General features: G+C 50.3%; 5 protein-coding genes. All 5 read left to right on the top strand.

Translation table 11 applies throughout. The features are described from left to right. Positions 1-89: 89 nt before the first annotated feature. The 5 genes from I2494_RS08290 to I2494_RS08270 all read left to right on the top strand — a co-directional run bounded on the left by I2494_RS08290 (position 90) and on the right by I2494_RS08270 (position 18,149). Positions 90-2,255, top strand: a complete 2,166-nt coding sequence (locus I2494_RS08290; RefSeq protein WP_218468246.1) for a type I secretion system permease/ATPase — start codon at positions 90-92, stop codon at positions 2,253-2,255. 64 nt (positions 2,256-2,319) lie between these two features. Further along, positions 2,320-3,576, top strand: a complete 1,257-nt coding sequence (locus I2494_RS08285; RefSeq protein WP_218468245.1) for an HlyD family type I secretion periplasmic adaptor subunit — start codon at positions 2,320-2,322, stop codon at positions 3,574-3,576. Between the two features lie 8 nt (positions 3,577-3,584). Continuing rightward, positions 3,585-5,759, top strand: coding sequence for a TolC family protein (locus I2494_RS08280; protein WP_218468244.1), 2,175 nt, complete (start codon positions 3,585-3,587; stop codon positions 5,757-5,759). A 71-nt stretch (positions 5,760-5,830) separates the two neighbouring features. Further along, complete coding sequence (locus I2494_RS08275) at positions 5,831-6,106, top strand: transposase-like zinc-binding domain-containing protein (RefSeq protein WP_218468243.1); 276 nt, start codon at positions 5,831-5,833, stop codon at positions 6,104-6,106. A gap of 1,189 nt (positions 6,107-7,295) precedes the next feature. After that, positions 7,296-18,149, top strand: a complete 10,854-nt coding sequence (locus tag I2494_RS08270; protein WP_228350892.1) for an Ig-like domain-containing protein — start codon at positions 7,296-7,298, stop codon at positions 18,147-18,149. The last annotated feature ends 102 nt before the right edge of the window (positions 18,150-18,251 follow it).

Genomic DNA, 18,251 nt, shown 5'->3' with positions numbered 1-18,251 from the left:
GCCTGCTGACGGTATCAACAGTTATGCAGCAGGAATATAACTATCAGTTATATTTAATGCAGCATGCAATTATTAACACAGGAATAACTATGAGTCAGGATTTTAATCCTAAAACTGATGCCCAACAGGACAGTTTGCTATGGTCAGTTCAATGGCTTGCGTCTTATTACAACAAACCGGCCAGTGCGGAGGTTTTGTATGCGGGATTGCCGAGAGAAAGGAAACTCACTCCCCAGTTAGCATTACGGATGCTGGATCAGATAGGTATGGGAGTTGGCTGGGTTGAAAGAGACTTAAATCAGTTATTCTCTTATCTGTTCCCGGTAGCGATAGCACGTAAAGATGGTACTCACTGTATCATCACCGAACGGATAGGTAAGGGGGGGAATACCTCTTACAAACTGATTCTACCGGAAAGTGGTGGTGGTGAAGTCACGCTTTCTGCCGGTGCTCTACAGGAGGTTTATTCAGGGTTTACATTGTTGTGTAACCCCAAACCAAAACTGGATGAGCGCAGTAATGACTGCCTGCCGGAGCCGAATAAAGAAGGCCACTGGCTGTTTTCTACCTTATGGCGCTATCGCCATTACTTCGCCAGCGCAGCGTTAGCGGCTTTGTTAGCTAACGTTCTGACCCTGGCCTCAACCTTTTTTACCATGAACGTGTATGACCGGGTGGTACCAACCCAGGCCTATGTGACCTTGTGGTCGCTGGCAGTGGGGGTGGGTATTGCGATTATCTTTGAGTTTATCTCCCGGTTGGTGAGGGCTCACTTGATTGATATTGCCGGTAAAAAGGCGGATTTACTGCTGGGCACCATGTTGTTCCGGCAGGTGATGTCCATTCGTATGGAGAATAAACCGCAGTCATCAGGCTCGTTTGCCAACCAGCTGCGTGAGTTTGAATCGGTACGGGATTTCGTCACATCAGCGACCTTATCAACCCTGTCTGACCTGCCGTTCTGTCTTCTGTTCCTGTTTATCATCTATCTGGTGGCCGGCCCGCTGGCGTTGGTGACTTTGGGGGCTATCCCCGTCATTTTGATTGTCAGCATCTACATTCAGTGGCCGCTGTCAAAAAATATGAAAGAGAACATGAGGGAAATCTCCCTCAAACAGGGATTACTGATTGAAACCATCGACGGAATGGAGTCTCTGAAAGCGGCTCGTGGTGAAGGGGTGATGCAAAAGCGCTGGGAAGATTTCAGTGCGTTGGCTGCGGCGTCTTCTATGAAATCAAAAGCCCTGTCGAGCTTTATGACCACCTTTGTCTCTTTTGTTCAGCAACTGACGACGGTGGTGCTGGTTGTGTGGGGCGTCTATTTGATCCACGCCGGTGAACTGACCATGGGCTCGATGATTGGTGCGGTGATCCTGTCGGGTCGTACGCTGTCACCGCTGGCTTCAGTCGTGGGTCTGGCGATCCGTTTCCAGCAGGCCAAGGCGGCGCTGGCGTCATTAAATCAACTGATGAAAATGCCAAGGGAGCGGGATGAGAAGATCCACTACCTGTCGGCACCCAGCTTTACCGGCAATCTGCGTTTAAGAAACGTCAACTTCAGTTACCCAAGCGGCAACATGATGATGGCGGCACCGGTAGTACTACAAAAAATCAACTTCGCCATTCGTCAGGGAGAGCGGGTTGCCATTCTCGGCAGTATCGGTAGCGGTAAATCAACGTTACTGAAAGTCATGGCGCGGTTATTCCAGCCAAGTAACGGGCAACTGATGATTGATAATGTGGATGCCACTCAGGTGGATCCGGCGGACTGGCGAACTTCCGTTGGTTATGTGGGGCAGGACAGTCGTCTGTTCTTCGGTACGTTGCGCGAAAACGTGACTATCGGTAACCCGTCGGCAACCACCGAAGAGATCCTGAAGGTAGCGCGCATGACCGGGCTGGATAAAGTGGCCATGCGCCACCCGCTGGGTTTTGAAATGCCTATTGGTGAAATGGGGCAGGGTATCTCCGGCGGTCAAAAACAGCTGGTCTCACTGGCCCGCTGCCTGTTGTTAAAGCCGAAAATTTTGCTGATGGATGAGCCGACCAGCTCCATGGATGCCATGACGGAATTGCAGTTTATTCAGCAGTTAAAAGCGGCCATTAGCGATCAAACATTGATATTAGTGACACATCGTTTCTCTCTGCTGGAACTGGTCGATCGTCTGATTGTGCTGGATGAGGGCAAAGTGGTGGCTGACGGGCCAAAGGATGAAGTCATCGCGGCTTTAAAAGCCAATGGAAAAGCGCAGTAGTGAAGGCCAGCTATAAGGGAACAAAAGTGGCAGATAGCAATAATGGAGTGGGGAATCAGATTCCATGACAGACAAAAAACAAAAAGTGAGTGGAAAAGGGTCTTCACCGACAGGCAAAGTGAAATCCAGTGATTTGCCTTATATGCGCGATCTACAGGAGGCGTTAATCGAACAAAAAACGCCGTTCAGTATGATCATGCTCTATTTAATCGCTGCCGTACTGGTTGTGGCGATTGTCTGGGCGAAATTTGCCCGGGTGGAAGAAGTGACTCTGGGAGAAGGACGCATTATTCCCGCCAGTCGTGAACAGGTTATTCAGAGTCTGGAAGGCGGGATTCTGGAAGAACTGAACGTGCATGAAGGGGATATCGTAGAGAAAGGTCAGGTATTGCTGAAGATCGACCCAACGCGAGCCGGCGCAGTGTACCGTGAAGGGGTTTCCAAAGTGATTGGTCTGAAAGCCTCGATTGCCCGGTTACGTGCAGAAGCCTACGGTACACCATTGGAGTTCCCGGCCGACGTAAGAGCAGTACCGTCGGTGGTAAAAGATGAAACTCAGGCCTATAACGCCCGCAAGCAAACGCTGGACGAGAGTGTTAAAACGCTGAGAACCAGCCTGCAACTGGCGCAGAGTGAAATTAATCTGTCTGAGCCACTGATGAAAAAAGGGCTGATGTCAGAAGTCGAGCTGTTGAGAATGCGCCGCCAGGCCAATGAGTTCAGCCTGCAAATTGCTGAGCGGCAAAACCGGTTCCGTTCTGAAGCTAACGCTGAACTGAACCGATATGAAAGTGAACTGGCTCAGACCGTTGAAAACGTAGCGGGGCGAGAAGATGTGATGAACCGTACCACCATCGTTGCACCGGTACGGGGTACGGTCAATAACATTAAGATCACGACAGTGGGGGGCGTTATCCAGCAGGGGGCGGAAATCATGGCGATTATCCCACTGGAAGATCAGCTGTTGGTAGAGGCCAAAATCAAGCCTTCTGACGTGGCGTTCTTACACCCCGGCCTGCGTGCAACGGTAAAAATTACCGCTTATGACTACTCCATTTATGGTGGTCTTAGCGGCACGCTGGAGCATATCAGCCCGGATACCCTGAAAGATGAAGACAAAATGCGTCAGGGCCGTGGCGACAGCACCTATTACCGGGTGCTGGTACGTACCGATAAGGCGGCGTTGACGGCCAGGGACAAAGTCTTCCCGATTATGCCGGGGATGATAGCCACGGTAGAAATCAGAACGGGAGAGAAAACCATACTGGATTACATCCTGAAACCCGTCTTGAAAGCCAGAGAAGCATTCCGGGAGCGGTAAGAAAAAATATGAAAATTAAACAGCTTGCCCTGCTTACGTTATCGCTGTCAGTCTCTTTAACCACAGCGACATCAGCACGGGTGGATGACAGCCTGATGCAGTCCCTACAGCCAGGTCGTCGGGCGGGTGTGGTGAATCCACCACCGCCGGCCATGAAGAAACCGGTTGAACCATCAATACCGGTGGATCAGGCTAATGCATCAGAGCCGGTAATCATTATGCCCACGCCGGTTTCGGCCACACCGGCTCGCTCAGTTCAGCCGGCTATTGTGGTACCGCCGCCAGTGGCCGTTTCAACCATTGGTCGGGATGGTAAAGGTTGGGTGGCGGATCCACCAAAGGTTGAAGCACCGATTCAATCTGAGCCTGTTAGCCTGCTTGTGCAGGCCACGACTACCGTTGATGATAATCAGGTACTGGAACTGATGGATATTGATACGGCGCCGGATCGCGAGGAACCTCAGCCAATCAGGGCAGTACAAAATTCAGCACCGGTTGTGGCTATGACACCGGGATCTGACACACAAAACGCAGTTGATACCACTTCTTCGAATATCAATCAAAAGGTTACGCCAGTAGCATCCAGCCAGCCTGTCAGCGTTCCTCCGTCGTCAAAAGTCATCAACCAAGACCATGACACGGAACAGCTCAGTTTTACCGATATTGCATTAGATTCCAGCGAACCAATGACGGAATCAACGCCGATTGCACCTCAGACAACCGCTGAGCATTCAGCAACAACATTGGCCGATACCCGACCGGCGATCCAGCCGGCATCCGGTAAGAGTAAGTCGGTTCAAAATGATGTGGTTGATACTTCGGCTAAGCCATCTAAGGCAGATCAAGCGGTTGAGAAGGATATTCTGAACTGGACGGTGACAGATACCTCACTGGCACCGGTCGATACTACCAGCAGTGCGGATTTATATAAGTCCGCACCTAAACTTTCTACTGCCGGTGGTAATAAGGCTTCTGTTGATTTTATCAAGAACACTGTACGTCAGGCGCTGGTATTCAGCCCTGAAATTCGTAATGCCGAGGCGGTATCAACGGCATCGCGTTATGACATTGATGAAATTAAAGGAAAGCGCTGGCCTCAGGTAAAAGTGGGCGCCAACTCACCCATCTCCAATTTTGGTGGGGGTAAAAGCGTCAGTAACTCAACGGATGTCAGTGATACCAGCGGTTCGGTTTCGATGACGACCACGGTCTATGACTTTGGTAAAACCAGCAGCGGTATTCAGAGTGCGGAAGAAACGTCCAAAGCCTCGCTGGAATTAGAAAAACTGACGCGTAACCAGATTGCTTTCCAGACCATCTCCGGTTTGCTGGAATTGGATAAATATCAGAAAGATATCAAAGTTGCCAAACTGTACCAGAGCCGCATGGCCGATTTGGTAAAAATGCTGTCGCAAATTACCGAAACGGATAAGGGCCGGGGAAGCGAACTGGTTCAGGCCCGTTCCAAACTGTTACAGGCTCAGACCAACGTTCAGCAGTTGGAAAGTAAATGGCGTGAAACGCAGATCAAAATGACCCGTCTGGTTGGCCACGAAGTGGAAGTACCGGAAAACCTGAAATGGGAAGGTTCAGATTTGTCCACGCAAACCATTCTGACCGCGCTGGATCATCATCCGCAAATTCTGAAGGCAAAAGCAGAGGTGCAGGCCAGTTTGTACAAGGCAGATGCCATCAAGTCCTCCTCTTACCCGAATATCAACTGGGTGGTCTCAAAGAGCAGTGCGAAAGATATAAACGGTGATGAGCAGGCGTGGTATACGGGGGTTAACGTAGAGTGGGATCTGTTTACCGGAGGTTCGGCCTCGGCATCCCAGGCCGCAGCCACTCAGCGGGCACAGGCGACCCAAATGCAGTTTGAAACCACAGTACTGGAGCTGAAATACCGTATCCGCAGCATGATCCAGACGCGGGATTCCTCATTCGAACGGGCAGAGGAATATCGCAATTTATCCGCAGATACTGACCGGGTAAGAACCATGTTCTATGAGCAATGGTACTACCTGGGTAAACGTTCATTGCTGGATGTTCTGACAGCAGAGAACGACCATTTTAACAACCAAATCTCGGCAATAAACAATCAGTATGATGGCTATACGGCGAATATCAGCATTATGTCGGAATCGGCTATGTTACTGAACTGGTTAGGTATGCCGGTTTATTAATCACCTGATTTAATCATCAATGACATATTAAATACGATAAATCACTTCAATTATTATCATGGAGGTTTGCAGTGAAAAAAGGTGCGCCAATTTGTCATCACTGCGATAAAAGCAGTGGTATAAAGAGACATGGAGTTACGAAGTCTGGTAATCAACGCTATTTCTGTGAGTTATGCAAAAGAACGTTTCAGACGGGCTATATTTATAAAGGACGAGAGCAACATATTGCTACTCAAATTGAGCGATTGATGGCAGACAATCTCACACCTAAACAGATTAGTGCAGAAATTCAGGTGGATTTAGACACTGTAGAGCTGCATATCAAGAGATTAATAGCTCAGCCATAAAACGTTAAATCGCCGTTGTATCAGAGCCTGGTACTGTTGACTTAAGCGCAGGGTCAGGCTCAGCTTTTCCCCGTTTCTTCAAAAACTCAATGACTCAGAATAGTATAAAATGCTGCACCAATAGCATTGAGGTGAACAGCTAATTTCAATTATAGATTTGTCGGGCTGATTGAGTATCTGTTGTTTGAGGTTTAATCACACGATTAAATCAGGAAAGAAATTCAGAGCGATAAGAGTACATTTTAACAATGTATTAGAAAATTTATTTCTTTATCTTAATTTATCTATTTTTTTGATTTAAATAAGAAAATATTATAGAAAATCTTTATTTCAAGTGCTTTTTTGAGATAATTTTTCTCATTAAATCACCTGGTTTTCTGGGTAAATCTGAGACCAATTGTGTTGCCGCTTCATTGTGTATTTTTGCGTTATTATTCATTTAAGTTACTATTTGAATTTTTCTTATTTTATCAAACGAGTTGTTTTGAAATTCATCATTCTGGTGGGTGGTGTGGCCATTTTTATTTGTAAAATTGAATGTGGAAATTTAAATAAACACAGATTGTTTAAAAAATACCCAATTCATTATTTATTCAGATTTTAATGCTTTTAAATGTTAATGTAACAGTTGTTATTATTTCTATTTAATCTTTTTTGTTATTTTTAATTGGGTTGTTTTTTTATATTTCATACCCGTGATGGTTAAAAAATAGCCAATCAGCCCTCTTTGTGTTTTAGTGTAATTAATTGTTTTTAAACGATATAATTTTTTATTTGATTTTTGTTTATGGTTTTTTCAATTTTATTATATTTTCTAATAAATTATCATGTGATTAAGCATCAGATTATCTAAAATTAAGGCGTTTTGTTTTTACTAATAATTCATTGAATAATCATTGTCTATATGAAATTCATTTGTGTTTTTTTATTCAATATAACCTTCAAATAAAACCATCCTGAATTGCTAATTCAGATATCTAGCCTGAAAAAAACTACATAAACAGAATAATGAACTGAAATATGTTTTATGTATGATTCATTCGATCGCGTAATGTGTTGTGAGCGGGGTAATATAACGCGCGAATATGTGTTATTTACGTACCCTTAATGTGTTGGTTTTGTTTTAGTGTTTAGCGCGGAAAGCGAGATGCTTTCAGGAAATATGTAAGGATAAAGGAGTTATTCTAGTATGAATACAAACGCCAGTTTATTGGTAAATACAGGAAGCGGCCCTTCTCAGGTAGTATCCCTCAACTCAGGTAAGCCCATCAAGATTAAGATTCAGCCGGGCAATAAATACCTTCTCAAGAATCAAGATGATAACTATGCGCCAGAGAACGTCACTCTGCAGCGCAATGGTGACGATCTGTATGTGATTCTGGAGGGGGATTCAGCGCCTGCAATCGTTATTGAAGATTACTATGTATCCGGCGATAACACGCCGTTACTGGGTATGGCAGAGGATGGCCAGGTTTATGCCTATGTAATCACGGATGGTTCGGGTTTGGGTGATGGCTACCTGTTTAACGACGGTAGCTTTGCACCAGCCGCCCTTGGTGGAATGCCAATGGGTGACGGTGCTTATCTGTTTGAAAATACCGAAAGCAATGACTTTGGACTGCTGGCTTTATGGCCATGGTTCCTGGGTGCAGCCGTTATTGGTGGTATTGTCGGTAATGCAATCTATGAACATAACAAAGATGATGGTTCATCACCGGCACCAACCCCGGCTTCAGTTCCAACGCTGAGCGGCGCAACGGATGCGACCGGCGATATTACCGGGCCCATCTCTTACGGTTCAACCACGGATGAAACCAAACCAACGCTTTATGGTACTGGTGAAGCCGGTAACATCATCACTATTTACGATAACGGTAAAGCCATTGGTTCTGCCGTTGTGGGTGCGGATGGTAACTGGAGCTTTACGCCAGAGACGGCGTTAAGTGAAGGTTCGCATAAAATCACTATTACCCAGACCAATCCTGAAGGCCAGACCAGCAGCCAGTCGGATGATTTTACTTTCATCGTTGATACCGTAGCGCCAAACAAGCCAATGTTTGAAGCACTGGATGATGTGGGAGCTATTCAGGGCCCAATTGCTAACGGTGCCACTACTGACGATGCCCGTCCTGAGTTCACCGGCAAAGGTGAAGTCGGTAGCACCATCACCATTTTCATTGATGGTAAAGAAGCCGGTAAAACCACCGTTGGTTCAGACGGTACCTGGAGCTGGACGCCAACCGAAGACCTGGCAGACGGTCACTATCAGGTTACCGTAACGGAAACCGATAAAGCCGGTAATACCAGCGCAACGTCCCCAACCTTCGATTTCAATGTCGACACTACTGCGCCGGATAAACCACCGCGCCTTGAAGCCTACGATGATGTGGGTGATAAGACCGGCCTGATTAATAACGGCGATGTCACCGATGACGCCCGTCCGGAATTTAAAGGCTGGGGCGAAGCGGGTAACACCGTTATTATTTATAACAATGGCAGCGAGATTGGTCGCACTGTTGTTGGCGAGGACGGTACCTGGAGCTTTACACCAAGCACGCCGTTGCCGGATGGCAGCTACAAGTTCACCACCACGGTCACGGATAAAGCAGGTAACGTGGGCGATGTCACACCGGTTGTGAACATTACCGTCAACACCGAAACCGTTGAAGTCAGCCTGGATAAACTGATTGACGATGTGGGCGATATCACCGGGCCGATTGCACCAAACGGCGTAACCGACGATGTGCGTCCGGAAATCACCGGTACCGGTAAAGTGGGCAGCATCATCAAAGTGTACGATGGCGCGACCCTGCTGGGCTCGACCACCGTGAATGCGGATAAGAGCTGGAGCTTTACGCCTTCTTCCGATCTGTCTCAGGGCAAGCACAGCATCACCGTGACGGCTACCGACCAGTCCAATAACACCACCGATCCAACCTCGGCGTTTGAGTTCACGGTCGATACCGTGGCACCAAATGCCCCGACCATTGAATCGGCGAAGGATGACGTGGGTGCCATTCAGGGCACGCTGACCAATGGCGCAGCCACCGATGACCCGACGCCAACCCTGACCGGTAAAGCCGAGAAGGGCAGCATCGTTAAAGTATACGATGGTGATTCGCTGTTAGGCTCGGTAGTAGCAGATGACACCACCGGCCAGTGGACCTTTACCCCAACGTCACCGCTGGGTGAAGGTGAGCATAAGTTCCATGTGACCTCCACCGATGTGGCAGGTAACGTGAGTCTGCCATCCGCTGACTTCGTGCTGAATATGGACTTTACTGGTCCGGATGCCAGCAAGCTGTCTATCACTGGTGTGGACGATCAGGTGGGTGCAGTCACCGGTAACGTGAACCCGGGCGACACCACCGATGATACCCGTCCAACCGTCAGCGGTACCGGTACGGCAGGCGATACCATCATTGTCTATGTGAAAGATGGCTCGGGTAATCGTGAGATTGGCCGTACCACCGTGGATAAAGACGGTAACTGGACGCTGCGTCCGGAATCACCGCTGGTGAAAGGCGCTAACGAGTTCACTGCGGTAGAAATGGATCCGGTTGGTAACTCCACCGACCCAAGCGCACCGTATGCGATTGTGGTAGACAGCTCTAAACCACAGCCGCCAGTGATTGAAACCATTGAAGACAACGTGGGCTCAATTACTGCGCCGTTGCAGAAAGGTGACGTGACCGATGATAACACGCCAACCCTGAAGGGTACCGCTGTGCCAAACGGCACCGTGACCATCTACAACAACGGTAACCCGATTGGTTCGGCTAAAGTTGATGACAAAGGTAACTGGAGCTTTACCCCTGAGCCTGCCCTGGCGGACGGTAAGTACAGCATCACCGCCGATGCCACCAACAGCGTGGGTCAGACCAGTGATAAGACCGGTGCTTTCGACTTCACCGTGGATACCACGCCTCCGGGTGCGGTAGAAAACCTGTTGATCAGCGATAACGTGGGCGCGTACCAGGGGCCGTTGAAAGACGGCGACACCACCGATGACAACACCCCGACCTTCAGCGGTAAAGCCGAAGCCGGTGGTACGGTGTCGGTGTACAACGACGGTAACCTGCTGGGTACGGCGAAAGTCGGCACCGACGGCACCTGGAGCTTTACGCCAAGCACACCGCTGCCGGATGGCAGCTACAAGTTCACCACTACCGTGATGGATAAAGCGGGTAACGTGGGCGATGTCACACCGGTTGTGAACATCACGGTGAATACCGATAAGGTTGAAGTCAGCCTGGATAAACTGATTGATGACGTGGGCGATATCACCGGGCCGATTGCACCAAACGGCGTGACCGACGATACCCGTCCGGAAATCACCGGTACCGGTAAAGTGGGCAGCATCATCAAGGTGTACGATGGCGCGACCCTGCTGGGCTCGACCACCGTGAACGCCGATAAGAGCTGGAGCTTCACCCCGACCACCGATTTAGGTCAGGGCAAGCACAGCATTACCGTGACGGCCACCGATCAGTCCAACAACACCACCGATCCAACCTCGGCGTTTGAGTTCACTATCGATACGGTAGCGCCAACTCAGCCGACCATTGAATCGGCGAAGGATGACGTGGGCTCCGTTCAGGGCACGTTAACTAACGGTATGGCGACCGATGACCCGACGCCAACCCTGACCGGTAAAGCCGAGAAGGGCAGCATCGTTAAGGTATACGATGGCGATGCGCTGTTAGGCTCGGTGGTTGCCGATGCCACCACTGGCCAGTGGACCTTTACCCCGACTTCTCCACTGGGTGAGGGTGAGCATAAGTTCCATGTGACCTCAACGGATGCGGCGGGCAACGTGAGTCTGCCATCGGCTGACTTTGTGCTGAATATGGACTTCACCGGCCCGGATGCCAGCAAGCTGAAGATCACCGGCGTGGACGATCAGGTGGGTGCAGTCACCGGTAACGTGAATCCGGGCGACACCACTGACGATACCCGTCCAACCATCAGCGGTACCGGTACGGCCGGTGACACCATTATCGTGTACACCAAAGACAGTACGGGTAATCGTGAGATTGGCCGCACGACGGTGGATAAAGACGGTAACTGGACGCTGCGTCCTGAGTCTCCGCTGAATAAAGGTTCCAACGAGTTCACCGCAGTGGAAGTGGATCCAGTGGGTAACGCCACCGATCCAAGTGCGTCTTATGCCATTACGCTGGATATTGGTAAGCCGAATCCACCGGTGATTGAGACCATTGAAGACAACGTAGGCTCTATCACGGCACCATTGCAGAAAGGCGACGTGACCGATGACAACACGCCAACCCTGAAGGGTACCGCTGTGCCAAACGGCACGGTGACCATCTACAACAACGGTAACCCGATTGGTACGGCGAAAGTTGACGACAAAGGTAACTGGAGCTTTACACCAGATCCTGCGCTGGCGGACGGTAAGTACAACATTACTGCTGATGCCACCAACACCGTGGGTCAGACCAGTGATCAGACCGGTATCTTTGACTTTACCGTCGATACTACGCCTCCGGGTGCGGTAGAAAATCTGCTGATCAGCGATAACGTCGGTACCTATCAGGGGCCGTTGAAAAACGGCGATGTGACCGATGACAACACCCTGACCTTCAGCGGTAAAGCCGAAGCCGGCGGTACGGTGTCTGTCTACAACGACGGTAACCTGCTGGGTACGGCGAAAGTCGGCACCGACGGTACCTGGAGCTTCACCCCAAGCACGCCGCTGCCGGATGGAAGCTACAAGTTCACCACCACGGTGACGGATAAGGCGGGTAACACCGGCGATGCCACACAGGTAGTGAACATCACGGTGAATACCGAGGGCGTTGAAGTCAGTCTGGATAAACTGATTGATAACGTGGGCGATATCACCGGGCCGATTGCACAAAACGGCGTAACCGACGATACCCGTCCGGAAATCACCGGTACCGGTAAAGCGGGCAGCATCATCAAGGTGTACGATGGCTCGACCCTGCTGGGTTCAACCACCGTGAATCCGGATAAGAGCTGGAGCTTCACCCCGACCACCGATTTAGGTCAGGGCAAGCACAGCATTACCGTGACGGCCACCGATCAGTCCAACAACACCACCGATCCGACGTCGGCGTTTGAGTTCACGGTTGATACTGTGGCACCGGCTCAACCGACCATCGAATCGGCGAAGGATGATGTGGGTACGGTTCAGGGCACGCTGACCAACGGTATGGCGACCGATGACCCGACGCCAACCCTGACCGGTAAAGCCGAGAAGGGCAGCATCGTTAAGGTGTATGACGGCAGTGCGCTGCTAGGCTCGGTGGTAGCGGATGACACTACCGGTCAGTGGACCTTTACCCCAACGTCACCGCTGGGTGAAGGTAAGCATACGTTCCACGTGACTTCAACGGACGCTGCGGGCAACGTGAGCATGCCATCCGCTGACTTCGTGCTGGAGATGGACTTCACCGGCCCGGATCTCAGCAAACTGAAGATCACCGGTGTGGACGATCAGGTGGGTAACGTAACGGGTAACGTTGACGACGGTGACTTCACCGATGACAGCCGCCCAACCATCAGCGGTACCGGTACGGCGGGTGACACTATTTATGTCCACGTCTCACACGAGTCAGGTGCTGATGTTCTGCTGGGTACTGCCAAGGTCAATGACCAGGGTATCTGGACCTTCCGTCCGGAGAATGCACTGGCAGAGGGCAGCAATAAGTTCACGGCTTACGAACGCGATCCGGTTGGCAACGAAGTGGGGCCAAGTAACGATTACACCGTGACGCTGGATGGTACTCCGTCAGTTGCTCCAACGCTGGATAGGGTTATCGATGATGTGGGCGCAATCACGGGCGAGCTGAAGAGCGGCGACGTGACTGACGATACCAAACCAACCTTTGAAGGTAAGGCATCGGCAGGCAGCACCATTCATGTGTACGACGGCACCACTCTGTTGGGTACGGCTAAGGCTGACAGCAATGGTGACTGGACGTTTGAACCACCAACGGCGCTGAAAGACGGTACGCACGACATCACCTTTACCGCGACCTCACCAATTGGTCAGGTGAGCGATCCAAGCGATGTGTTTGTTATTGAAGTGGATACCAAGGCTCCGGCTCCGGTAGAAAGCCTGCTGATCACCGATAACGTCGGCGATTATCAGGGTGAGCTGAAAAATGGCGATACCACGGATGATGCAACACCAACCTTCAGCGGTCAGGCAGAAGCGGGCAGTATTGTCACCATCTACAACGATGGCGTGGCGATTGGTTCAGCGAAAGTCGGTGAGAACGGAAGCTGGTCATTTACTCCGGATACCGATCTGCCGGATGGTAACTACAAGTTCACCACCACGGTCACCGATAAAGCGGGTAACCAGGGTGCGCCAACTCCAGTAGTTAACATCACCATTGATACCAGTACGCTGTCCGTCAAGATCGATAAGCTGATCGATGATGTGGGTGCAGTAACCGGCGATATCCAGAACAACGGCATTACTGATGACCTGCGTCCGGAAATCGTGGGTACGGTCAGCAAGCCAGGCAGTATCGTCACTGTGTATATCGATGGGGTGAATCAGGGTACGGCCACGGTGAAAGCTGACGGCACCTGGAGCTTTACGCCAACTACTGACCTGGGTCAGGGTGAGCATAAAGTGGAGGTGACGGCGAAGGATCCATCAGGCAATGTGACCGATATGAGTCCGGAATTTATCTTCACTATCGATAATATTCCACCGGCTCAGCCAACCATTGAGAAAGCCGTGGATAACGTCGGCGATATCACCGGTGATATGAAGTCTGGTGCGTTTACCGATGACAATACGCCAACGCTGGAAGGTCTGGCCGAGAAAGGTAGCATTGTTACGGTTTACGATAAAAACACCGGCTTGCCGATCGGTAGCGTCGTTGCCAACGATCAAGGTCAGTGGAGCTACGAGTTACCAGAGCAGGCAGACGGCCGTCATGACTACTATGTCATTGCGTCGGATAAAGCGGGTAACACCAGTCAGCCAACCCCTGACTTTACGCTGAACATCGATACTCAGGGCCCGGTGGGCGACAACCTGAAACTCGATAAAGTGATCGATAACGTAGGTAACATTACTGGTGAACTGACTTCCGGTGGTGGTACAGACGATAGTCGTCCGGAACTGAAAGGTACGGCTAACGAAGTGGGTAACACCATTATCATCTATGCAACGGATGAAAGTGGCGTCACTCGCGAAGTGGGTCGCACTACGGTAGACGTTAACCGTGAATGGTCTCATGAGCTGGTAAATGCGCTGGCAGATGGTACCTATAAGCTGAAAGTGGTTGAGATGGATGCGGCCGGTAATAAGACTGCGCCAACGCCAGACTTTGAACTGACGATCGATACCACAATTCCGACAGCAACGGCGACTATCAGTAATATGACCGATGACGTGGGGCCGATCACCGGTAACCTGCCAAGCGGTTCTTACACTGATGACAGTACGCCTCGTCTGAACGGTTACATCACCGGTACGCTGGGTGCTAACGACAAAGTAACGGTCTACGAGAAAGGCACCAATGGTGTACTGACTGAGATCGGTACTGCCACCATGCTTGACAATACTCGTTGGCAGTTCGACATTCCGCCAGGATCGTTAGTAGGCGGTAACACGCACTCCTACGTTGCTGCGGTCACTAACCGAGTCGGTACGTCCAGTACACCGTCGTCTGACTTCGTGATGACCAGCGTAGTGGAAATCAACAGCGATACCACGTTGGATACCACGCCAATCATCAGCGGCCGTATTCCATACGCGCTGGAGTCTGGTTCGTACATGACAGTAACCGTTAACGGTAAAACCTACAGCTCCTTAACCGGTGCAGTGGTAGTGGATGCCGTCAACCTGACCTGGTATGTGCAGATCCCTGACAGCGATGCGCTGGCAGTGAAGACCTATGATGTTGACGCACGAGTTATCAGTGAGCTGGGTGGTACTACCGATAAGACCAGCGGTGAACTGATCATTGCACCAACACCACCGGTGATTATCGAAGTTGATGGTGTTGACGGTAACAACAAAGGTACTTCCTACACCATGAACAACCAGGGTGGCTGGCAGTTGTTTACTAACCAGGCAGTACTGGATAGTAGTGCAACCAGCAACAGTACCATTGGTCAGTTTGATAAGACTATCCTGACGCCAAGTACGGGCGGTGCGGGTTACGGTGCAAACAACATGAACATGGTGCAGAACGCCACGTTCGTTGACTTCAACCGTGATGGTCATATGGACATCCTGGGTATCGATAGCCGTTACTCCAACGGTCAGCAGATGTTCATTAACAATGGTGATGGCACCTATACCGCTAAGCAGATGGCGGATAGTTATGCTGCGGGTGATGACTTAGCTAACACCTATAGCTGGTACGGCGGCATTGTTGCTATTGACCTGATGGGCGATGGTTATGTTGACGTGTTAATCGGCGACCAGACACCAAACGATGCTAACGCAACGGGTGGTTATAACTCACAAATCGTTCTGAACAACGGCGGCGTGTTTATCAAAGATGACTGGTACACCGATTCACGTTCAAACGGTGGTAAGAACACCGGTAACGCCACATTTGGTCAGGAACTGTCGGGTGTTGACCTGGATAACAACGGTACAATTGACGTTGTATTCCACGGAAGGGCTGGCAGTAACAAACTGGGTGCAGCAGATGGTAGTGGTACGACTAACAGTAGTAACAACCGTCTGGTGGTCGCGAAGAATGACGGAGACGGCAAGCTGTGGACTTCACAGATTGTTACTGACGTCTTCCGCGATGCCGGGGCAACGCCAAATATCGCTAACGAACCATCGATGACCTGGGCTGATTTCAACGGCGATGGTTATATGGATCTGTTCCTGGGTTCAGTGATGGGTAATAGCACCACCTCAGTTAACAGTACCATCTACTTTAACGATGGTAAGGGTAACCTGAGCTCAACCAGTCCTACCGGTATTGGTACTTCTACGGGTACCTATCAGTTTAATGACAAGGTAATGGGCGGTGCATCTGTTGCGGTTGACTGGAACGGCGACGGTAAGATGGACATCATCGAAGCGCCACAGATTGGTTCAGGAACGTCAAACGCAAGTCAAGTGTCCGGTACAGTTAACATGTACATCAACAACACTTCTGGCGGCGTGACGAAATTCTCTACCAGCTATCTGCAGTCAAACGACACGTTTGGTGCTAATGAAAGTACGGGTGTGGTGTTCAAGGGTGGTATCAGTGCTTCAGGTACCGTGGCAGGTAACCCTGTTACCGGTATGGTGAGTGTTGACCTGGATTACGATGGTGTGAAGGACCTGCTGATCTTTACATCAAATGGTACAACAACCTACGTTCATAATGAGAACAAGATTGCTCACGGCACCAGCCTGCATCTGCGTATTGTTGATGCGCAGGGTCTGACCGTGTTCTACGGTAATACCGTACAGTTGATCGACTCAAAAGGTAACGTAGCGGCTACTCAAATCATTAACCCGCAGTCCGGTGGACAGACTAACGACAGTACCAGCGTCGTTGATTTCTACGGACTGGATCCAAACGAAACCTATAGCGTTGTGATGTTGCGCAATTCAATGGGAGTTTCGCAGGATGTAGGTGGTGTAAGCCAGGTTGGTACCAACGTGATTGAGAACGTTAATCTGGGCTGGGCTAACATCAAGGCCGGTGCATCTAACGAAGCACTGATCCTGACTGCTGAGTCTGGTACTAACTCGTCCGACACAATCAATAGCGGCATTGTGGGTACTGGCTATAACGATACCTTTATTGCTACTCAGGGTACCAAGACCTATCAAGGTGGTGGTGGTACTACCGAAATGTCTAACTATAAGACCTGGACGGATACCGGTGGTGTGGACATCGTTGACTTCAAGCTGGCAGGAAGCACTGCTCTGAACATCAATATGATGAATAAGGGCTCGCAATATACCGGCTGGAACACTATCACTATGCACAACATTGAAGGTCTTGCTGGCGGTGCCGGTAACGACACCTTCACTGATGACGCAGGCGACAACGTGTTTGAAGGTCGTGGTGGCAATGACACCTTTAACCTGCTTAACGGTGGTCGTGACACTCTGCTGTACAAACCGCAGGTTGGCTCTAACGGTGATAACCGTGGCGGCAACGGTAGCGACGTGGTGAACGGCTTTACGCTGGGCGCCTGGGAAGCAACGCCGGATGCTGACCGTATCGATGTCAGCGAAATGCTGGTGGGTTACACCTTCGGTGGCGGTGCCAAGTGGATCAACGGCGTGGCAACCATGGAGTCAGGGGAAACCATCGGCCAATACCTGAAGGTGGTGATTTCTGGTAGCGATACTCAGATCTTCATTGACCGTGACGGTAACGGTGGAGCCTACGGTTCTGAACTGCTGGTAACCCTGAAAGACGTACAGACCGACCTGCTGACCCTGTTAGCTAACCACCAGTTAGAGGTGGATAACAGCGATGTGGTAGGTATGTCTGCGACAACCAGCGAATTCCAGGCCATCACACAAATGTTTACTGCGGGTAACGACATTATGTTCGGTACCGAGCAGCAAGACATTCTGCTGGGCGGTCTGGGCGACGACACCTTTATCAATATTGGTAAAGGAGATCAGGTCTCTGGCGGTGACGGTAACGATACCATCAGAATTATCTCTACAGACTTCGCTTCAATTTCCGGTGATGAGGGTATCGACACCCTGACCCTGGATACCACCGGCGAACTGTTAGACCTGAGTGCGTTGAAAGACAAGCTGAGCTCAGTGGAAATCTTCGATATGGGTAATGGTAACAACACCATGAACGTATCGCTGGAAGATGTCCTGCGCCTGGGATCAGAAGAACTGGCAATTAACAGTGGTAACAAAGCGATCGTGGTTAACGGCGAAGCCGGCAGCACCCTGCAGTTAGAGGGTACTGACGGTCAGTGGACTATGTCGCAAAGCAATTACCAGTATCAAGGAAACACCTACAACGTCTGGACTATGGGTACCTCAGGAATCGAGGTGCTGGTCGAGAACACGGTGAATCCGGTCATCCTGTAATGGCTTAACCGAAGGACTGCCGCAAGGCAGTCCTGTCGGGACACTGTTTAATTTACCAATAACTGAATAACCCAGGAGTAAATATGTTTAGGGAAAACAAGA

The organism is Limnobaculum allomyrinae (assembly GCF_016649425.1).
In the GTDB taxonomy this organism is placed as follows: domain Bacteria; phylum Pseudomonadota; class Gammaproteobacteria; order Enterobacterales; family Enterobacteriaceae; genus Limnobaculum; species Limnobaculum allomyrinae.
The sequence above is the reverse complement of the archived record's forward strand: the minus strand, read 5'-3'. Positions and strand labels throughout refer to the sequence as shown.

Excerpts from the sequence above, each read along its gene's own strand:
- I2494_RS08290 (WP_218468246.1), top strand. The coding sequence starts at position 90 with ATGAGTCAGGATTTTAATCCTAAAACTGATGCCCAACAGGACAGTTTG.
- I2494_RS08285 (WP_218468245.1), top strand. The coding sequence starts at position 2,320 with ATGACAGACAAAAAACAAAAAGTGAGTGGAAAAGGGTCTTCACCGACA.
- I2494_RS08280 (WP_218468244.1), top strand. The coding sequence starts at position 3,585 with ATGAAAATTAAACAGCTTGCCCTGCTTACGTTATCGCTGTCAGTCTCT.
- I2494_RS08270 (WP_228350892.1), top strand. The coding sequence starts at position 7,296 with ATGAATACAAACGCCAGTTTATTGGTAAATACAGGAAGCGGCCCTTCT.